This window comes from Ensifer sp. NM-2 (assembly GCF_003024455.1).
GTDB lineage: Bacteria > Pseudomonadota > Alphaproteobacteria > Rhizobiales > Rhizobiaceae > Ensifer > Ensifer canadensis.
This window is the reverse complement of the sequence record NZ_PVZR01000001.1, coordinates 501,354-517,902: the sequence shown is the minus strand read 5'-3', so window position 1 is coordinate 517,902 and position 16,549 is coordinate 501,354. Positions and strand designations below refer to the sequence as shown.

At 62.3% G+C, this 16,549-nt stretch carries 15 protein-coding genes; 7 read left to right on the top strand and 8 right to left on the bottom strand.

The window, feature by feature from the left end:
- Positions 1 to 4: 4 nt before the first annotated feature.
- From C6558_RS02575 to C6558_RS02565, 3 genes are read left to right on the top strand one after another with little or no spacing between them, the layout of a single operon-like run.
- Positions 5 to 823 (top strand): SDR family oxidoreductase, encoded by an 819-nt coding sequence (locus tag C6558_RS02575; RefSeq protein ID WP_025425865.1) that lies wholly within the window; start codon positions 5 to 7, stop codon positions 821 to 823.
- 55 nt (positions 824 to 878) lie between these two features.
- Complete coding sequence (locus tag C6558_RS02570) at positions 879 to 2,513, top strand: LTA synthase family protein (protein ID WP_038575873.1); 1,635 nt, start codon at positions 879 to 881, stop codon at positions 2,511 to 2,513.
- Between the two features lie 28 nt (positions 2,514 to 2,541).
- Positions 2,542 to 3,855, top strand: coding sequence for a capsule biosynthesis protein (locus C6558_RS02565; RefSeq protein WP_371412228.1), 1,314 nt, complete (start codon positions 2,542 to 2,544; stop codon positions 3,853 to 3,855).
- Between the two features lie 31 nt (positions 3,856 to 3,886).
- Here the strand turns inward: C6558_RS02565 and C6558_RS02560 are convergent, their stop codons facing one another.
- From C6558_RS02560 to C6558_RS02525, 8 genes are all read right to left on the bottom strand, one after another.
- Positions 3,887 to 4,897: an SIS domain-containing protein gene (locus tag C6558_RS02560; RefSeq protein ID WP_038575867.1), complete on the bottom strand. Its 1,011-nt coding sequence runs from the start codon at positions 4,895 to 4,897 to the stop codon at positions 3,887 to 3,889.
- A gap of 145 nt (positions 4,898 to 5,042) precedes the next feature.
- Positions 5,043 to 5,498 carry an Rrf2 family transcriptional regulator gene (locus C6558_RS02555; protein ID WP_025425861.1) on the bottom strand — a complete coding sequence of 152 codons (456 nt, stop codon included), beginning with the start codon at positions 5,496 to 5,498 and terminating at the stop codon, positions 5,043 to 5,045.
- A 171-nt stretch (positions 5,499 to 5,669) separates the two neighbouring features.
- The gene (locus C6558_RS02550; protein ID WP_025425860.1) at positions 5,670 to 5,882 is read right to left on the bottom strand and encodes a hypothetical protein; all 213 of its coding nucleotides are present in this window, start codon (positions 5,880 to 5,882) and stop codon (positions 5,670 to 5,672) included.
- Between the two features lie 510 nt (positions 5,883 to 6,392).
- Positions 6,393 to 8,933, bottom strand: coding sequence for a protein translocase subunit SecD (gene secD, locus C6558_RS02545; RefSeq protein WP_057204246.1), 2,541 nt, complete (start codon positions 8,931 to 8,933; stop codon positions 6,393 to 6,395).
- A 101-nt stretch (positions 8,934 to 9,034) separates the two neighbouring features.
- Complete coding sequence (locus tag C6558_RS02540) at positions 9,035 to 9,460, bottom strand: hypothetical protein (protein WP_107026821.1); 426 nt, start codon at positions 9,458 to 9,460, stop codon at positions 9,035 to 9,037.
- Positions 9,461 to 9,631: 171 nt separating this feature from the next.
- Positions 9,632 to 11,236: a 5-guanidino-2-oxopentanoate decarboxylase gene (locus tag C6558_RS02535; RefSeq protein ID WP_057212496.1), complete on the bottom strand. Its 1,605-nt coding sequence runs from the start codon at positions 11,234 to 11,236 to the stop codon at positions 9,632 to 9,634.
- Positions 11,233 to 12,423 (bottom strand): pyridoxal phosphate-dependent aminotransferase, encoded by a 1,191-nt coding sequence (locus tag C6558_RS02530; protein WP_025425856.1) that lies wholly within the window; start codon positions 12,421 to 12,423, stop codon positions 11,233 to 11,235. The genes C6558_RS02535 and C6558_RS02530 overlap by 4 nt, the downstream gene beginning before the upstream one ends.
- A gap of 17 nt (positions 12,424 to 12,440) precedes the next feature.
- Positions 12,441 to 13,064, bottom strand: coding sequence for a TetR family transcriptional regulator C-terminal domain-containing protein (locus C6558_RS02525; RefSeq protein WP_025425855.1), 624 nt, complete (start codon positions 13,062 to 13,064; stop codon positions 12,441 to 12,443).
- A gap of 285 nt (positions 13,065 to 13,349) precedes the next feature.
- On the opposite strand from C6558_RS02525, the gene C6558_RS02520 reads away from it, so the two are divergent.
- From C6558_RS02520 to C6558_RS02505, 4 genes are read left to right on the top strand one after another with little or no spacing between them, the layout of a single operon-like run.
- Positions 13,350 to 14,123, top strand: a complete 774-nt coding sequence (locus tag C6558_RS02520) for an ABC transporter ATP-binding protein (protein WP_107026890.1) — start codon at positions 13,350 to 13,352, stop codon at positions 14,121 to 14,123.
- Positions 14,124 to 14,160: 37 nt separating this feature from the next.
- Positions 14,161 to 14,943, top strand: coding sequence for a transporter substrate-binding domain-containing protein (locus tag C6558_RS02515; protein ID WP_025425853.1), 783 nt, complete (start codon positions 14,161 to 14,163; stop codon positions 14,941 to 14,943).
- Positions 14,944 to 15,002: 59 nt separating this feature from the next.
- Positions 15,003 to 15,728: an ABC transporter permease gene (locus C6558_RS02510; protein ID WP_025425852.1), complete on the top strand. Its 726-nt coding sequence runs from the start codon at positions 15,003 to 15,005 to the stop codon at positions 15,726 to 15,728.
- A complete protein-coding gene (locus C6558_RS02505; protein ID WP_025425851.1) occupies positions 15,725 to 16,549 on the top strand; it encodes an ABC transporter permease in 825 nt (274 codons plus the stop codon). Before C6558_RS02510 ends, C6558_RS02505 begins: the two co-directional genes overlap by 4 nt.

Here is a 16,549-nt window from a genome sequence, read left to right as displayed (position 1 = left end):
CAGCATGACCCATGTGATCATCACCGGCGGCTCGAGCGGCATAGGGCTGGCGATCGCATCGATCTATGCGGGTCGTGGCGCGCGCCTTTCGCTGATCGCCCGTTCGGCCGAGATCCTGAAGCGTGCCCAGGATGAACTCTCCTCCAAGTCGGCAACAGCCGGCGACATCCGGATCGAGACGGCGGATGTCGCGCGGGAAGAGGAAATCATCGCCGCCATCCATCGCTGCGAAGCGGCATTCGGGCCCTGCGACATCCTGGTGACCTCTGCCGGCGTCGTCGAGCCGGGCCGGTTCGACGAACTCGGCAGCGCCGCCTTCCGGCGTCAGATGGAAACGAATTTTTCCGGTACCGTCCATGCGGTTCGCGCCGTCTACGCCGGCATGAAGCAGCGTGGGCACGGAAAGATCATGATGATCTCCTCCGGTGCCGGCCTTCTCGGCATCTATGGCTATTCGGCCTATTGCGCCTCGAAGTTCGCACTGCACGGCTTTGCCCAGGCACTCCGCTCCGAGGCGCGCGCGCATGGGATAGACGTCTCGATCTGCTTCCCGCCGGACACCCAGACGCCGCAGTTCCAGCGCGAGCTTGCCTTCCGTCCCCCTGAAGCCGCCGCCGTCATGGGTACGGTCAGCCCCTGGCCGGCGGAAGCAGTTGCCCGCAAGATCGTCTACGGCATCGAGCGCGGACGGTTCGAAGTCTATTTTGGAATGACGCTTTTTCTTCTCGGTCGGTTCGGCCCCACCGTCAGACCACTCCTCAACTGGTGGTTCGACCGCGCAATCGCCCGCAGTAGCGGTGGAGTATCAAAGGGCGGCAGGTGACGGCGCTTGTGCGCGCCGGCGATAGGATCTAAGTGTCAGGCGGATGCCGTGCTGCATGAGGCGGCGCCGGTGTGCAAGAAAGCATGAAGGTTTCCGCTTGGCGTTGCTCCCCTTTCAATTGCACGACTATCCGATAACGCTGACGATCTGTTGTTTCATCTTGTCCTGTGCGGTGATCTTCTTCACCGACCGCTTCGCTCTGCCGAAACGGGAACGCCGGAAAAACCCGTCTCCCTTTGGCCGCAAGCAGGACATCATCGATGTTATTGCCCGCCTGCCGGTCATCGCGCTGGTGTTCGCCGGCTTTTTCGCTGGCTCCTGGCGGCCACTTTATGCCGCCGCCGGCACGATGAGCTTCTTCATCATCTTCACCGGGATTTCTAGGGCCAAGTTCAAGTTCATCCGCGAGCCGCTGATCTTTTCCGACATCGCCCTCGTCGTCGACGTCTTCAAATACAAGACGATCTTCTATGCCAGTTCGCTGAACATCGTGTTCTGGACCGTTGCATTTCTCTATGTCTTCGGCGTTTCCGGGCTCTACCTCTATTTCGAACCGTCTGTTCTGCCCAACAGCGGCAAGGCCTTCTGGATCCTGGTGATGGTGGCAGTCGCCGCAGGCCCATGGCTCCTGCTGTTCTACGGCCCGGTGAACCGACCCACGGCGGCCCTCGTTCAGAGGCTCGTCAAAGTGCTCGACGTCAAAATGAATACGGTGCGCTTCGGCACCTTCGGGTCGGTGATCTTCCGCTTCATCATCTGGCTCGGCGTCAAGCGGGAGAAGATCGTCGCCGAACTCTCACAAATCGTTCGGGCGGCCGTCCAGGACCTGATCGGTGACGACGGTTCGCCGCTCATCGTCGTCTGGCAGTCGGAGTCCTTCATCGACATGCGCCATTTCGGTGTCGACACGCTGAAGATGCCGACACTCGACCGGTTGCGGCGTCAGGCCGCCCAGTGGGGACGCCTCAGCAGCGTCTTCGAAGGCGGCTATACGCTGCGCACCGAGTTTGCCGTCATCAGCGGGCTCGTGCCCGACGATATCCACGTGGATGCAAGCTACCCTTATCTGCGCGCGTCCCACTATTCCGACGTCGTCTGGCCGGGAAAGATGAAACGCGCCGGCTGGCACACCCATTTCATGCATCCTTACGACCGCACGTTCTTCCTGCGCCACAAGGCGATGCCGCAGCTCGGCTTTGCCGAGCTGACGATGCTCGATGGATTCGACCACGTGCCGGCGCGCGACGGGCCTTACGTCTCCGACGAGAAGCTCGCCGCCAGGGTCATCGATGCCTGCGAGAACCTGCCGGAAGACAAGAGCGGTTTCGTTTTCGTCGCCTCGATGGCAAACCACGGACCTTGGGAACCGGGTCGCGTTGGCGATCTTGCCAACCCGGTGGACATCTATCTGGCGATCCTTGAGCAATCCGACGCAGCACTGAAGCAGCTGACCGATCGGCTCGACAGGCTCGACCGGCCTGTCTGGTTCGTCTTTTATGGCGATCATGCGCCGCTGCTGAAATCGTTCGCAGACCCCTTCCCCGACCCACGCACGGATTATCTCATCGTGCCTTTTTCCAAGGCGAAATCGACGCATCATCGACCGGTCGAACCACGGGATGTCGCTGCCTGGGATCTGATCGAGGCGCTGCTCAACCACGCCAACCTCAAGAAGGACACGCTGCGTTAGCGGCGGCGAGACGATGGAAAACGCAGCGTTGAACACCCGTGTGTCAGCCGATCGGCCAAGCCGACGGGTCTTCCTGTTCCTGCAAGGCCCGTCATCGCCGATCTTCCGCAAGATCGCCGATCGGCTTGAGAGCTACGGCCACACCTGCCTGCGGATAAACCTCAATGTCGGCGACGAGATCATCTGGCGTCGCAAAGGCGCATCCAACTACCGCGGGAGAGCGGAGGATTGGCCGGACTATCTGGCACGCTTCATCGGCCTGCACCAGGTCACCGACATGATCCTGCTTGGCGAAGAGCGCCCCTATCATCAGGCTGCCACTGCGGTCGCCCGGCGGACCGGGGTCGCGATCGCCATCGTCGAGATGGGCTATCTCCGACCCGACTGGCTAACACTCGAGCGCGACGGCATGTCGTCGAACTCCCACTTTCCCGCCGACGCCGCCCATATCGTCGAAGCCGCGAAGACCCTGCCGGAGCCGGATTGGCGCAAGCACTACAGCCAGACCTTTCTCGCCGATGCCAGCTACGACCTTCTCTACAACCTGCCCAACGTCTTCCTGTGGTTCCTCTTTCCGCATTATCGCCGTCACGCGATCTTTCATCCACTTGCCGAATATGCCGGCTGGATCCGCCGCCTTTTCACCGGCAAAAGACGCAGTGCCGAGGCCGAGGAAACGGTCCGCATCCTGCTTTCGGAACGCGTGCCCTTTTTCGTCTATCCGCTGCAGCTCGAAACCGATTTCCAGCTGCGCGCCCACTCGCCGTTCCACAGCCAGAAGGACGCGATCGACGAGGTCATGCACTCGTTTGCAGCCGATGCGGCTAGGGAAACCAGACTGGTCTTCAAGGTTCATCCGCTCGACAACGATCTGATCGCCTGGCGCAAATTCATCGACGACAAGGCAGCGGAACTCGGGCTGACCGGTCGCGTGTTCTATCTCGATGGCGGCAATCTCGATGTGCTGGCAGAGGCCAGCGCCGGCATGGTCACGGTCAACTCGACCGCCGGTCTGCACGCGCTAAAGCAGGGACGCCCGGTCAGGGTGCTGGGCACGGCTGTGTTCGACATTGCCGGTTTGACGGACCAGCAGCCGCTGGAGGATTTCTGGCAAAGGCCGACAGCACCCGACGCCGAGGTGAGCAGCGCCATGTTCCGGCTGCTTGCGGCTTCGATCCAGGTGCGGGGCAATCTCTATTCAAGAACAGGAACCGACGCAGGCGCCCGGGCAATCGCCGAGCGCCTGCACGAGAACACGGTCAACCAGCCCGGCGCGTTCATCGATCCGCCACCGCGCCGGAAGCCGCAGAAAAGACAACGGCCAGCCTCGCGATCGGCATAGGCTGGCCGTAAAAATTCCAAGACGGCTTAACTCAGGCAACGCCGGCGCGAAGCAGATCGTGAATGTGCAGGATGCCGACGGGAAGCCCGTCGTCGTCGACGAGAAACAGCACGGTCACCTTGTGATCCTGCATGAACTCCATTGCACCGCTTGCCAGAACATCTCCCCTGATGACACGGGGGTTACGCGACATGACCGCCTCGACGGTCTGCGCAAGCAGATCGCCCGACATGTGGCGACGGAGGTCGCCGTCGGTGATGACGCCGGTCAGCTTGCCATCCTCGTCGACGATGCCGACGACACCAAAGCCCTTGGAAGACATCTCGATGACGGCTTCGCTCATCGGGCGACCGACGCTCAAGAGCGGCACCTGTTCCCCGGCATGCGCCAGTTCGCGCACGAGACGCAGTTGAGCGCCGAGCTTGCCGCCGGGATGGAAGGTCTTGAAATCTTCGGCGGAGAAACCGCGGCGCTCGAGCAGGGCGATGGCAAGCGCGTCGCCGACCGCAAGCTGCAGCATCGCCGACGTCGTCGGCGCCAGCCCATGCGGACAGGCTTCCTGAACCTTCGGCAGCACGATCGGCACTTCGGAGTTGCGAGCGAGAACGCTGTCGCGGTTGGACGAAATCGAAACGACCGGCACCTTGAAGCGCTTGGCATAGGTGAGCATGTTGGCGAGTTCCGCCGTTTCGCCCGACCAGGACAACAGGATCAGCACGTCCTGCGACGTGACCATGCCGAGATCGCCGTGGCTCGCCTCGGTCGGATGGACAAAATAGGCGGACGTGCCTGTTGATGCCATGGTCGCCGCCATCTTGCGGCCGATATGGCCACTCTTGCCGACGCCGGAAACGACAACGCGCCCCTGGCTTTCGCCAATGAGTTCGATCGCTTCGACCATGCTTTGCGCAAACGCCGTATCGGCACCGAGATGATCGGCCAGCGCCTTGATGCCTGCCATCGCCGTCGTCAGCGTCCTGCCGACCGACTCCAATGCGGCAGAACCGCGTCGCTCATCCGCTGATGCGTGTCTCAAACCCATGATGTTTCCATTCCCGCGAAGACGTTTGCGCCGGTTAGAAGCGGCGTTTCTCAGACCCATTGCAGGCAGATAGGCGCTTTTTCTTGGCAAACCAAGCCAAAGCCATCGAGTTTCGGCAGGAAATCCCACAAAGACGACGGTTTCGTCAGCCGACGCGCTGTTCTTCCGGCGCTTCGAGCGGCATCGACTTGTCGGCCGCAAACTCTTCGAGCGTCATGGAGTCCAGGATCGCGGCAACCGCGTCGCGCACGGTCGTCATCGACACACGGACCTGACAGGTCTCGGGATCATTGCAGTCCTCGCAGACCTCGTAAGCCGTGCGGCTGGCGCAGCGGATCGGCGCAAGCGGACCGTCAAGCGTCCGGATGACATGGCCGATGCGGATTTCCGCCGCCGGGCGCGACAGCGAATAGCCGCCGCCTGGCCCCTTCTTCGAACGCAGCATGCCGGCGTTGCGCAGTTCGAGCAGGATCGTATCCAGGAATTTTTTCGGGATATTGTTGCGCTGGGCGATTTCGGTAATGAAAGCCGTCTCTCCCGGCTCCAGTCGAGCGAGGTCGACAAGAGCCTTCAATCCGTACTTTCCCTTCTTCGTCAGCATTCCGGCAAGCTTTCCCTACGGTTCCCTTGAGAACGGGAATCATCCGCGCAAACGCAATCTTGTTTTGGCATAGCACAAGAATCGTGCGGCAAACACACAATTGTGGCACAGAATCAATGCAAAGCTTGGTCTGGGATTATACTCGGAATAAGGGGGCGGCCGCCCCAGACATTATGCTGCGGCCGCATCGCCATGGCGTTCGGCAGGCACTGCCTGACGCGCGAGCAGATGGCGAATTGCCGCGCGTGCTTCGTCAGCCGACCGGAACCGCTGAGCGTCCAGATCCCAGACATGGTACTTGACTGCCAGGAACTTGAACCGGCCGTCGTCCGGGACGACGACCCCGACGGCTTCGCCGCCATATTCGATAACCTGCTTGCTCATGCAAATAACGCTCCTTCCACACCCGGAGGCGCGGACATTTCAATTTCGGCAAAGGATGAATTTCGAGAGTTCGAGGATCACATTCGGCAGAGGCGAATGAGACGTTTCTTCACTGTTGCACGACAATGGGAACGCGTGCCGAAGAAGGCGGCGGTCGAGACGGTTTCGGACATGTCACACTCCTTTGGCTTGGTCCGGCATCGCAATGCCGGAGCGGTTCATGAACAACTGTGAGGCGGACTCGCCCGCGTCACAGAGCTGCAAACTAGAATAATCTACCAATTCCGTCAATTAAAAACATGATGACGCGAAAAATATTTCTCAACCCATCAAATTTTAGGGGTCCCGGATGCAATATCCGTTCTCCCGATCCGAAACCGGAGACCCTCGCTATCTAGGAAGCGACGAATCAACCTGCAAGGTACGGGGGCGATAAAGACAGCACTTTCTGACAAAAAAGGGGCGGCCCATAGGACCGCCCCTTCACATTTTATAACCTCAGCCCTGATATCAGGCGGCCGGTGCGCCCGGCTGCGTGGTTCCGGTGCCGGTGCGGGTCGCTTCGCGATCCTTCCACCAACGATTGAGGAAGAGCAGGATCGGGCCGCCGATGTAGATCGACGACGTCGTCGCGACGATAACACCGAAGATCATCGGCCAGGCGAAGCTCTTGACGGCATCGCCGCCCCAGATTGCCATCGGCACCAGTGACAGCGCCGTGGCCATCGAGGTGAAGATGCATCGCGCGATCACCTGGTTGATGCTCATGTCGATGAGGTCGGAGAACGGCATCGACTTGTACTTGCGCAGGTTCTCGCGCATGCGGTCGTAGACCACGACCTTGTCGTTGACGGAGTAACCGATCATCGTCAGCAGTGCGGCGATGGCCGTCAGGTTGAAGTCGATGCCGGTGAGCGCGAAGAAGCCGATCGTCTTGGTGATGTCGAGCAGCAGGACCGCGATCGCGCCGACGGCGAAGTGCCATTCGAAGCGGAACCAGATGTAGAACAGGATCGCCACCATCGCGAGACCGACGGCAAGGAAGCCCGAACGCGCGAGTTCCGTGCTGATCGTCGGGCCGACGACTTCCGTCCGCTCGAAGGTCACGTCGGGAATGGTCTGAACGGCTGCATCCTTGATCTTGTTCAGGGCAACCGTCTGCTCCTGCTCACCGCCGGGCTGGCGCTGAACGCGGATCAGGACCGACTTGTCCTGGCCGAATTCCTGAAGGGCGACTTCACCGATGTTGAGCGACTCCAGACCATGGCGCAGCGCCGGCAGATCGAGCTTCTGCTTGGATGTCGCTTCCACCTGGATACCGCCGACGAAGTCGATGCCGTAGTTGAGGCCGGGCGTGAAGAACAACACGACCGAGCTGATCGACAGGAAGGCGGACATGCCGATGGCAACGAAACGGCCCTTCATGAAGGAGAAGGACGGCAGATGCGGAACACGTCCGAAGAGCGAGGGGATCTCGAGCTTCTTCATCTTCCGGCGGATGACGACTTCACGCATCATCAGGCGCACGACGGTCACCGACGTGAACATCGAGATGACGATGCCGAGCATCATGGTCACCGCAAAGCCCTTGACCGGTCCGGAGCCGAACGCAAACAGCAGCACGGTGCCCGAAAGCGTGGTGACGTTGGAGTCGATGATCGTCGCATAGGCTTTGTTGAAGCCGATATCGAGCGCCTTCATGGCGCCGGCGCCGCCCTCGGTTTCTTCTCGAATACGGGCATTGATGAGAATGTTGGCGTCCACCGCCATGCCGATGCCGAGGATGATACCGGCGATGCCGGGAAGCGTAAGGGTCGAGCCGAGCATTGCGAGCACGCCGATCGTCAGAATGGTGTGCAGTACCAAGCCGACGTTAGCGATCATGCCCCATGCGCCGTAGAGCACGACCATGAGGGCAACCACGAGGCCGAAACCGGCAAGGCCGGTGAAGATGCCCATGCGGATGGAATCGCTGCCGAGGTTCGGGCCAACGGAACGCTCTTCGATCACGGTCAACGGTGCGGGCAGTGCGCCCGAGCGCAGCAGTGCCGAAAGAACGGTTGCTTCCTGTGCGGTGAAATTACCGCTGATCTGACCGTTACCGCCGATGATCGGTTCGCGGATGACGGGCGCGGTCAGGACTTTGCCGTCAAGCACGATGGCGAAGGGCCGGCCGACATTGTCACGGGTGATTTCGGCGAACTGCCGGGCGCCGAGCGAATCGAAGGTGAACGAGACAATCGGCTCATTGGTGCGCTGGTCGAAGCCGGCCTTGGAATCGGCCAGACGCTCGCCTGAAATGGCGATGCGGCTTTCGACCGGATATCTGTTGCCGTCGTTGGCACCGGGCAGGATGTCGACGCCACGGGGCGCCGGCTGCGTCACGTCGACGGTCTGATCCAGCATGTGGAAGCTCATCTGGGCGGTCGAGCCCAGGAGTTGGCGGAGCCCGGTCGGATCCTGCAGGCCCGGAAGCTGGACGAGAATACGGTTGGAACCGACGCGCTGGATCAACGGCTCGGCGACGCCGACCGTGTCGACGCGCCGGCGAATGATCTCGAGGCTCTGTTCGACCGCCTTGGTCATCCGGTCGTTGAGGCCGGCTTCGGTCATTGCCAGGCTAATGTTGCCACCGTTCTCGGTGACTTCGATATCCGAGGCCGAACCACCGAAACCGAGCGTGCCGACAGGGGCTGCGAGCTCCTTGAGCTTCGGCAGCGCCTTTTCGAGGTCGGCCGGATCGTCGATCTTGACGGTGACGGCATCGCCGCTGATGCGCGCCGACGAGGCGGGAATGCGCTCGCCGCGAAGCGCCCTGCGCGTATCGTCGAGCAGGGTTTCAAGCCGCGCCTTGCGCAGGCCGGCGGCGTCGACCTCGAGGACGAGGTGAGAGCCGCCCTTCAGGTCGAGGCCGAGGGTAACGGGCTTCACCGGCAGCCAGGCGCCGAATTGCTCGCGTTGTGCCGGCGAGAGAACGTTTGGCAGCGCTGCTATGCATCCGAAGATGATAACGACGACATAGGCGAAAATCGCCCATTTGGATGTACGCATGTTGTGGTTCCAAGAGAGCCTGTACGGGCGAAAGCCGCGTGATCAGGACTTTGTTTCATCAAGGGCATGAACACGATCGCAGCGATCATCGTGCCCGAATATCAGCAATCACCAGAGGCGCGCGGAGGCGCACGGATTTGCGGGCCGCGGTTCGACAAACCATCGGCGAAGGGGGTACGGCCGAAAGCGAGGTCTTCGCCGGACGGCTCGAAAGCAAGAAACTGGACCGACGCAAGCAGCATCGGCATCGCGCCGTCGCCGGTCGCGGATTTGCCATCCTTGCGTTCGGCGGTAAAGCGCAGATCCGAAACCGGGGTGGCGCGCGAAATCTGGCGCGCGGCGGGGTGATCCGAAGGAACGGTGTCAGGCGCGGAGAAATTGCCCGCCTGCTGTTCGGCTGAAAGACGCGAGGAGAAGCCCTGCCCGACGACGATCAGCTGCATGGCGAGCGAGGCACAGAAGAGCCACAGCACGGCGATTAGCCGGCCGGCAAACTTGCCTCTGTTGCCACCACACACTGGGTCCATTCGGGACGCCGCCCCTTCCTCGGCGCTTGGCGCCTGAAAGTTCAATTCAGCCGGAATGCAACAAATCTAGCCGAAGAACATGGCCGGAATCGAGCACGAGGCGCTCTTAACACCATTGCGGGCGCGAAATGTCAAATTTCGCGCCGCTCAAACGGTGACATGATTTGCAGGTTACGCGGTTGCGCCGCTGGTTTTCACCTGATGAATCTCGATCAGCGACGGCCCGCTGCGCGCGCCGGCATCCGCAAGTGCCCGCGAAAGGTCAGTGACCGACGTCAGCCTTTCCGCCTCGATGCCATAGGCCTTGGCGGCGAGGATAAAGTCCGGCGCAGACGGCCTCACACCCTCCGGCGTCACACCGGAATCGATCATGTAGGACTCGATCTCCTGATAGCCGTCGTTGTTCCAGACGAGGAAGATCACCCGCGCTTGGACATCGACGGCAGAACCAATCTCGGCAAGCGAAAACTGGAAACCACCATCGCCGACAAGGCAGACGACCGGCCGCGACGGGTCGGCCACGGCAGCACCGACGGCTGCCGGCGGCGCGTAGCCCAATGCCCCGTACCCCGTCGCCGAGTTGAACCAGCTGCGCTGGCGCGGCGCGTCGCAATAAAGGTTGCCGGCGTAGACGGCCTGAGTGGAGTCACCGACGATGGTGCAGTCCGGCAGCGCCTTGTAGACCGCATCGATCACGGCAATCTCGGCCCGCATCTTCGCCGTCAGCTCCTTCAGCGCCGCCTTACGCGCTACCTCGGCGCGGGCCGCTCCATCCTTCGGCGCATGTCCCGGCAGGAAAGCCAGAATGCTCGCCGTCGCCGTCTTGGCGCCGGAGAGGATCGAAAGTGCGGCATGCGGACCGCGGGCCAGCTGTGCTGCATCGATGTCGGTACGGATCAGGTTGCGCAGCACCGGGAACCCGCCATCGGCATACATGTCGTAGTCGGTCTGGCCCATCTCAGTGCCAAGCGCCAGCACGAGATCAGCCTCCTTGAGCAGCGATCGCACCGCCTTGAGGCTGGGGCTTGCCGGAACGCGCAGCGGGCTGCCGGCCAGCATGCCGCGCGCATTCACCGTCGTGACGACGGGCGCGCCGATCTGCTCGGCAAGTGCCCTGACCTCCGCCTCGGCAGTCAGAGCGCCGCCGCCGCAGATGATCACCGGGCGGGTCGCGTCGGCGCAGAGGATCGCGGCGCGTTGTAGCGTCTCGCTGTCGGAGCGCGGACGGGTCGCGGCGGCCGAGCGGATCGTCTTCGGCTCGATCCGTGCCGTCATGACGTCGGTCGGGATCTCGATATGCACCGGCCCTGGCCGGCCGGACAGCAGCACAGAGAAAGCCCGGTCGACGACAAAAGGCAGGTCGTCGGGATTGAGCAAGGTGTGCGAATAGAGCGCCAGCGTCTTGATCATGCCGTGCTGGTCGGGAAGCTCATGCAGCAGCCCGCGACCGTGCCCAAGCGAATCGCGACGATTGACGCCTGAAATTACCAGCATCGGGATCGAATCCTGCCGGGCCTGCGCCATGGCGGTGATGGTGTTGGTCAAGCCCGGTCCGGTGATGACAAGGGCGACGCCCGGCTTGCCGCTGACGCGGGCATAGCCATCGGCCATGAAGCCGGCGCCCTGCTCGTGACGGGGGGTGACGTGGCGGATCTTCGATGCCGCCAGGCCGCGATAGAGCTCGACCGTATGAACGCCCGGAATACCGAACACCATCTCGACGCCATTGGCCTCGAGCAGATCGACCAGGGCTTCGCCTACTGTTTTCGTGGTCATGCGCGGCGCTCCTGACGCAGTGTGGCGCGCTCGGCAAGCACGGTGATGCGACGGCAAGCCTCGTCGATGTCCTTGTCGGGCACGGTCAGGCTGACGCGCAGAAAGTTCTGCGCCTCGTCACCGAAGGAGGATCCCGGCATCACCGCGACCCCCTCTTCCTCCAAAAGCGCCCAGGCGAAGGCTTCGCCGGTCATGCCGGTGGCCGACACGTCGATCAGCGTGAACATGCCAGCCTCCGGTGGCAAGACCAGGATGCCTGGCGCATTGGCGAGGCCCTCGACGATGCGGCGCGAGCGAGACTTGTAGGTCTCGCGCATCCGCCGCGCCGTATCGATGTCATGCGTCAGCGCGTAAGCCGTCATATCGGCAATGAACGGCTGCACGCCGAACAGCATGGTTTCCGACACCGGCAGAAGCCTATTGGTAAACTCCTCCGGCCCGACGGCCCAGCCGCTGCGGAAGCCTGGCGCTGCATGCGACTTGGAGATCGACGACACGACGATAGTGCGCTCGGCCAGATCCGGATTGTCGAACGGAGAGGCAAACACGGCGTCGAACACCAATTCCTCGTAGACCTCGTCGCAGACGATCCAGAGATCGTGGCGGCGCGCGACCTCGCCGATCTCGGCGATTTCAGCCGCGGTCAGTACGGCCCCGGTCGGATTGTGCGGCGTGTTGAGCAGCAGCACCCGGCATTCCGGCGTGATCGCCTTCTCGATATCGGCGGCCTGCATGTGAAAACCAAACTCCGGCTTCAGCGGCACCAGCACGTGATGGGCGCCCGTCGACTGGATGACGCCCTCATAGGTGGCGTAGAGCGGATCGCCGACGAGAACGGCATCGCCGGCCTCGACCAGGCCCAGCATGACGCCGAAGAGCGCCGTCTGCGTGCCCGGGAAGCACATGACGTTTTCGGTGGTGACATCGGCGCGGCGACGGCGGTACTTCTCGACGAGCGCCGCCACGACCGCATGCTCGCCGCGGCCGTTGGAATAACGATAGCGACCGGCATTCATGGCACGCTGGCATTCATCGAGCAGAGCGCGGTCCGGCGGCACGTCCGGCTCGCCGATCGTCAGCTCGATGATATCGGCACCACTCGCCTTCAGTTGCCGCGCACGGATGTGCAGCGACCATTTTCCCGAACCGAGGTCGGCGAGGCGTTCGGTGATCGATGCATAGCGCATGGTGTTTTCTCCCGTTTTCATTGTTTGTCACTGCCAATCGAGGTGCCGAGCAGCGCCTCGACCGAGGCCATGGCGATGGCGACCAGTTCGCCTTCCCGAAACAGATCTCCCGCCAGGCACCCTTCGATCCACAGGCCGTCGACGAGGCCGTTGATCGCGATCGCGTAGGCGCGGCAGGTTTCCGCGTCGGCCGGTTTGTTCTTCACCGCCAAGAAATCGGCAAGCAGGTCCTGCAGCGTGTTGCGAAAGGTCAGGTAGCCGTCCCGGTGGATTTCGGCGAGGATCGGGTCGACGCGGACCTGGCTGATGAAAGCCGCCCAGAGCGAGATGCTGCGGCTGTCGGCGACCGGCTCGGTCAGGTTGATGGCGATGAAGTCCCTCAGCCGCGTTTCCGGGTCGCCTTCGACATGGGCGGCCTTGTCGGTCAGCGACGCGATCACCGCACGGTAGGCCTCGGCGACCATCTGGTCCTTCGATTCGAAATAGTGCCGGACCAGCCCAGCCGTCACCCCGGCGCGGATAGCGATCTGGCGCACTGTCGCACCCTTCAGGCCGAATTCGGCGATGCAATCGAGCGTCGCTTCGATCAGCTCCTGGCGGCGTTCTCCTTCAGGGGCCCGGTGAAACGCGCGACGATTCATGCCGTCATCCGTGCCATCATCCGCGCACGGGGGTCGGCGAACGGGTTCGTCAAATCCTTCGAGCGGAACGGATGCATGGGAGCTCCTTCAGGGAAAATCGGGCACGCGGCGGGCGATAAAAAAACGACGATACGTGTTATTATACGCTTGAACAATAGCGGCACAAGTGCAACCATGCCTGCCAACAAAGACCGTGACAAGCCAAAGATGCTGCACGGAAAGACGACAGGGGAACTGTTTCATGCCTTCACGGAAAGCTCGCAGAGCCATTGGATCGGCGCGTCGATGACGGATGCGGCCCAGGCAATCGCGGTCACTGACCTGCACAAGCGTTTCGGGCCATTGGAAGTGCTGAAGGGAGTTTCGCTCACAGCGAAACAGGGCGACGTCATCGCCATCATCGGCGGCAGCGGCTCCGGCAAGTCCACCTTCCTGCGCTGTATCAACATGCTGGAACTGCCGTCCGCCGGCACTGTCAGCGTACACGGCGAAAAGATCCGGATGAAACCGGACGGCCGCGGCGGACTTGTCCCGGAAGACCGAAAACAGGTCCAGCGCATCCGCAGCCAGCTCGGCATGGTCTTCCAGAGCTTCAATCTCTGGCAACACATGACAATCCTCGAAAACGTCATCGAGGCGCCGATCCATGTGCTCGGCAAACCGAAGGCCGAGGTGATCGCCACCGCCGAATGGCTGCTCAAGCGCGTCGGGCTCTATGAAAAACGCGATGCCTATCCGGCTTTCCTGTCGGGCGGTCAGCAGCAGCGTGCCGCCATCGCCCGCGCGCTCGCCATCCAGCCGCTGGTCATGCTCTTCGACGAACCGACCTCGGCGCTCGATCCTGAACTGGTCGGCGAAGTGCTCTCGGTGATCGGCGATCTCGCTCGCGAGAAGCGCACGATGATCCTCGTCACCCACGAGATGAAGTTCGCGCGCGACGTCGCCAATCACATCATCTTTCTGCACAACGGCGTCATCGAGGAACAGGGCTCGCCTGAGGCCATCTTCGGCGCGCCCAGATCCGAAAGGCTCAAGAAGTTCATCAGCTCCATTCACTGAATTCAACAATGCTCAACAACCAAAAAAGGGGAACAGCATGAAGAAGACATTGAAAGTCCTGGCGGTTGCGGCCGCCATCGCCGTCAGTGGCGGCATCGCCGCTTCGGCGGAAGCATTGAAGGTCGGCGTCGCCGCCGAGCCTTACCCGCCCTTCACTGCGCCGGATGCGAACGGCAACTGGGAAGGCTGGGAAGTCGAGTTCATGAAGGCCGTCTGTGCCGAGGCGAAGCTCGAATGCGTGCTGACCCCCGTCGCCTGGGACGGCATCATCCCGGCGCTGACCTCGAAGAAGATCGACATGATCATGAGTTCGATGTCGATCACCGACGAGCGGCTGAAGACGATCGACTTCTCCGACAAGTACTACAACACACCGACCGGCGTCATCGGCACCAAGGGCGTCGACTTCAAGCCGACGCCTGAAGGCCTTGCTGGCAAGACGATCGGTGTCCAGGTCTCGACCGTGCACCAGGCCTATGCCGCCAAGCATTTCGCCTCGGCCGGCATCGAGGTCAAGGAATACCAGACGCAGGACGAGGCCAACAACGATCTGGCCGCCGGACGCGTGGACGCGGTCCAGGCGGACGCGATCGCGCTCAAGGCCTTCCTTGCGACGGACCAGGGCAAGGAGTGCTGCGACTACAAGGGTGATGTGGCCGAGGACGTGGCCGTGATCGGCCCGGGCGTCGGCGTCGGCCTGCGCAAGGGCGAGACCGAACTCAAGGACAAGCTCAACACCGCGATCAAGGCGATCCGCGACAACGGCACCTACGACACGTTCTCGAAGACGTACTTCGACTTCGACATCTACGGCAAATAAGGCGCAACCGGCCGGCAGCCCTCGGGCTGCCGGCCGGTGCCTTCGGAGGTCGAAGACGCATGGCATCGGATTCTATCGTCAACTGGAGCCTGCTCGCACTGTCCGCACCCGGTTGGGGCGGCGTGCTGCTGCAGGGTTTCTTCAACTCGATCCAGATCGCCGTCGGCGGTTTTGCGCTCGGCATGGCGCTCGGCGTCGGCGGCGCCTTCGGCAAACTCTATGGCGGTCCGATCCTGCGTGACCTGCTCGAATGCTACACCACGGTCGTCAGGGCCGTGCCCGAGCTGGTGCTCATCCTTCTGCTCTACTACGCCGGCACCGATCTGTTGAACCAGTTGCTGGCGCTGTTCGGCATCGGCCCGGTCGACATCAGCGGCCTGATGGCCGGCATCTTCGTCATCGGCGTGGTTCAGGGCGCCTATTCGACCGAGGTGCTTCGCGGCGCGATCAAGGCGGTTCCGGCCGGGCAGATCGAAGCCGCCCGCGCCTATGGCATGTCGCCCCTGAAGGTGCTGCGGCGTGTCACCTTGCCGGCCATGCTGCCCTACGCCATCCCGGGCCTTTCCAATCTGTGGCTGATCGCCACCAAGGACACGGCGCTTCTGGCCGTCGTCGGCTTCAGCGAACTGACGCTCGTCACGCGCCAGGCGGCGGGCACGACCAAGGCCTATCTGTTGTTCTTCCTTGCGGCCGGCGCGCTCTATCTGGCGCTGACGCTCATCTCCAACATCTTCATCGGCATGCTGGAACGACATGCGAGGCGCGGTTTCGCGGAGCAGCGATGACGGATCAAACCACCCACGCCATCGCCTTCACGCCCGAGGACCTGCCGAACGCGCGCAGTTTCTTCCAGCCGCATCGCATCGTGATGATGCTGGTCTTTGCCGCGTTCGTCGTCACCGTCGCCGTCTTCATGCGCTGGGACTGGTTGCCGCGCTACCTGCCGCGTCTCGGCTGGGGCATTCTCATCAGCCTGGTGATGCTGTTCAGCACATCGATCCTCGGCTTCCTGCTCGCCGTACCGATCGGCCTGGCGCAGGTGACCGGCCCGTGGTTCTTCAAGTTGCCGGCAAAGGTGTTCTGCACCGTCATTCGCGGCACGCCGCTGCTCCTCCAGCTTTGGCTTCTCTATTACGGGCTCGGCTCGCTGTTCCCGCAGTTTCCTGCCATCCGCCAATCCTTTCTCTGGCCGTATCTGCGCGAAGCATGGCCCTATGGCGTCGCGGCGCTGACGATATCCTTCGCAGCCTACGAGGGCGAAGTGATGCGCGGCGCTTTTGCAGGCGTTCCCGCCGGCGAACTGGAAGCTGCCAAGGCCTATGGCATGAGCCGTTGGACGATGTTCCGCCGCATCTGGCTGCCGCGCGCCATCCACCGTGCCCTGCCGACGCTCAATGGCGAGGCAGTGCTGCAGCTGAAATCAACGCCGCTGGTGGCGACGATCACCGTCGTTGACGTCTACGCGGTGATTTCGAAGGTCCGCCAGGAAACGTTCCTGACCTACGAGCCGCTGCTGCTGCTCGCGCTCATCTACATGTGCCTCACCGGCATTCTGGTGGTGGCCTTCCGCACGTTCGAGAATCGCATACCAACCCGTGGTGCATGA

Bases quoted from the DNA above. Each gene is read 5' to 3' on its own strand.
- C6558_RS02555 (WP_025425861.1), bottom strand. From the start codon at position 5,498: ATGCTGACGAAGAAGGGAAAGTACGGATTGAAGGCTCTTGTCGACCTC.
- C6558_RS02505 (WP_025425851.1), top strand. From the start codon at position 15,725: ATGACGGATCAAACCACCCACGCCATCGCCTTCACGCCCGAGGACCTG.
- C6558_RS02520 (WP_107026890.1), top strand. From the start codon at position 13,350: ATGACGGATGCGGCCCAGGCAATCGCGGTCACTGACCTGCACAAGCGT.
- secD (WP_057204246.1), bottom strand. From the start codon at position 8,933: ATGCGTACATCCAAATGGGCGATTTTCGCCTATGTCGTCGTTATCATC.
- C6558_RS02540 (WP_107026821.1), bottom strand. From the start codon at position 9,460: ATGGACCCAGTGTGTGGTGGCAACAGAGGCAAGTTTGCCGGCCGGCTA.
- C6558_RS02515 (WP_025425853.1), top strand. From the start codon at position 14,161: ATGAAGAAGACATTGAAAGTCCTGGCGGTTGCGGCCGCCATCGCCGTC.
- C6558_RS02535 (WP_057212496.1), bottom strand. From the start codon at position 11,236: ATGACCACGAAAACAGTAGGCGAAGCCCTGGTCGATCTGCTCGAGGCC.
- C6558_RS02525 (WP_025425855.1), bottom strand. From the start codon at position 13,064: ATGAATCGTCGCGCGTTTCACCGGGCCCCTGAAGGAGAACGCCGCCAG.
- C6558_RS02560 (WP_038575867.1), bottom strand. From the start codon at position 4,897: ATGGGTTTGAGACACGCATCAGCGGATGAGCGACGCGGTTCTGCCGCA.
- C6558_RS02570 (WP_038575873.1), top strand. From the start codon at position 879: ATGAGGCGGCGCCGGTGTGCAAGAAAGCATGAAGGTTTCCGCTTGGCG.
- C6558_RS02550 (WP_025425860.1), bottom strand. From the start codon at position 5,882: ATGAGCAAGCAGGTTATCGAATATGGCGGCGAAGCCGTCGGGGTCGTC.
- C6558_RS02510 (WP_025425852.1), top strand. From the start codon at position 15,003: ATGGCATCGGATTCTATCGTCAACTGGAGCCTGCTCGCACTGTCCGCA.
- C6558_RS02530 (WP_025425856.1), bottom strand. From the start codon at position 12,423: ATGCGCTATGCATCGATCACCGAACGCCTCGCCGACCTCGGTTCGGGA.
- C6558_RS02575 (WP_025425865.1), top strand. From the start codon at position 5: ATGACCCATGTGATCATCACCGGCGGCTCGAGCGGCATAGGGCTGGCG.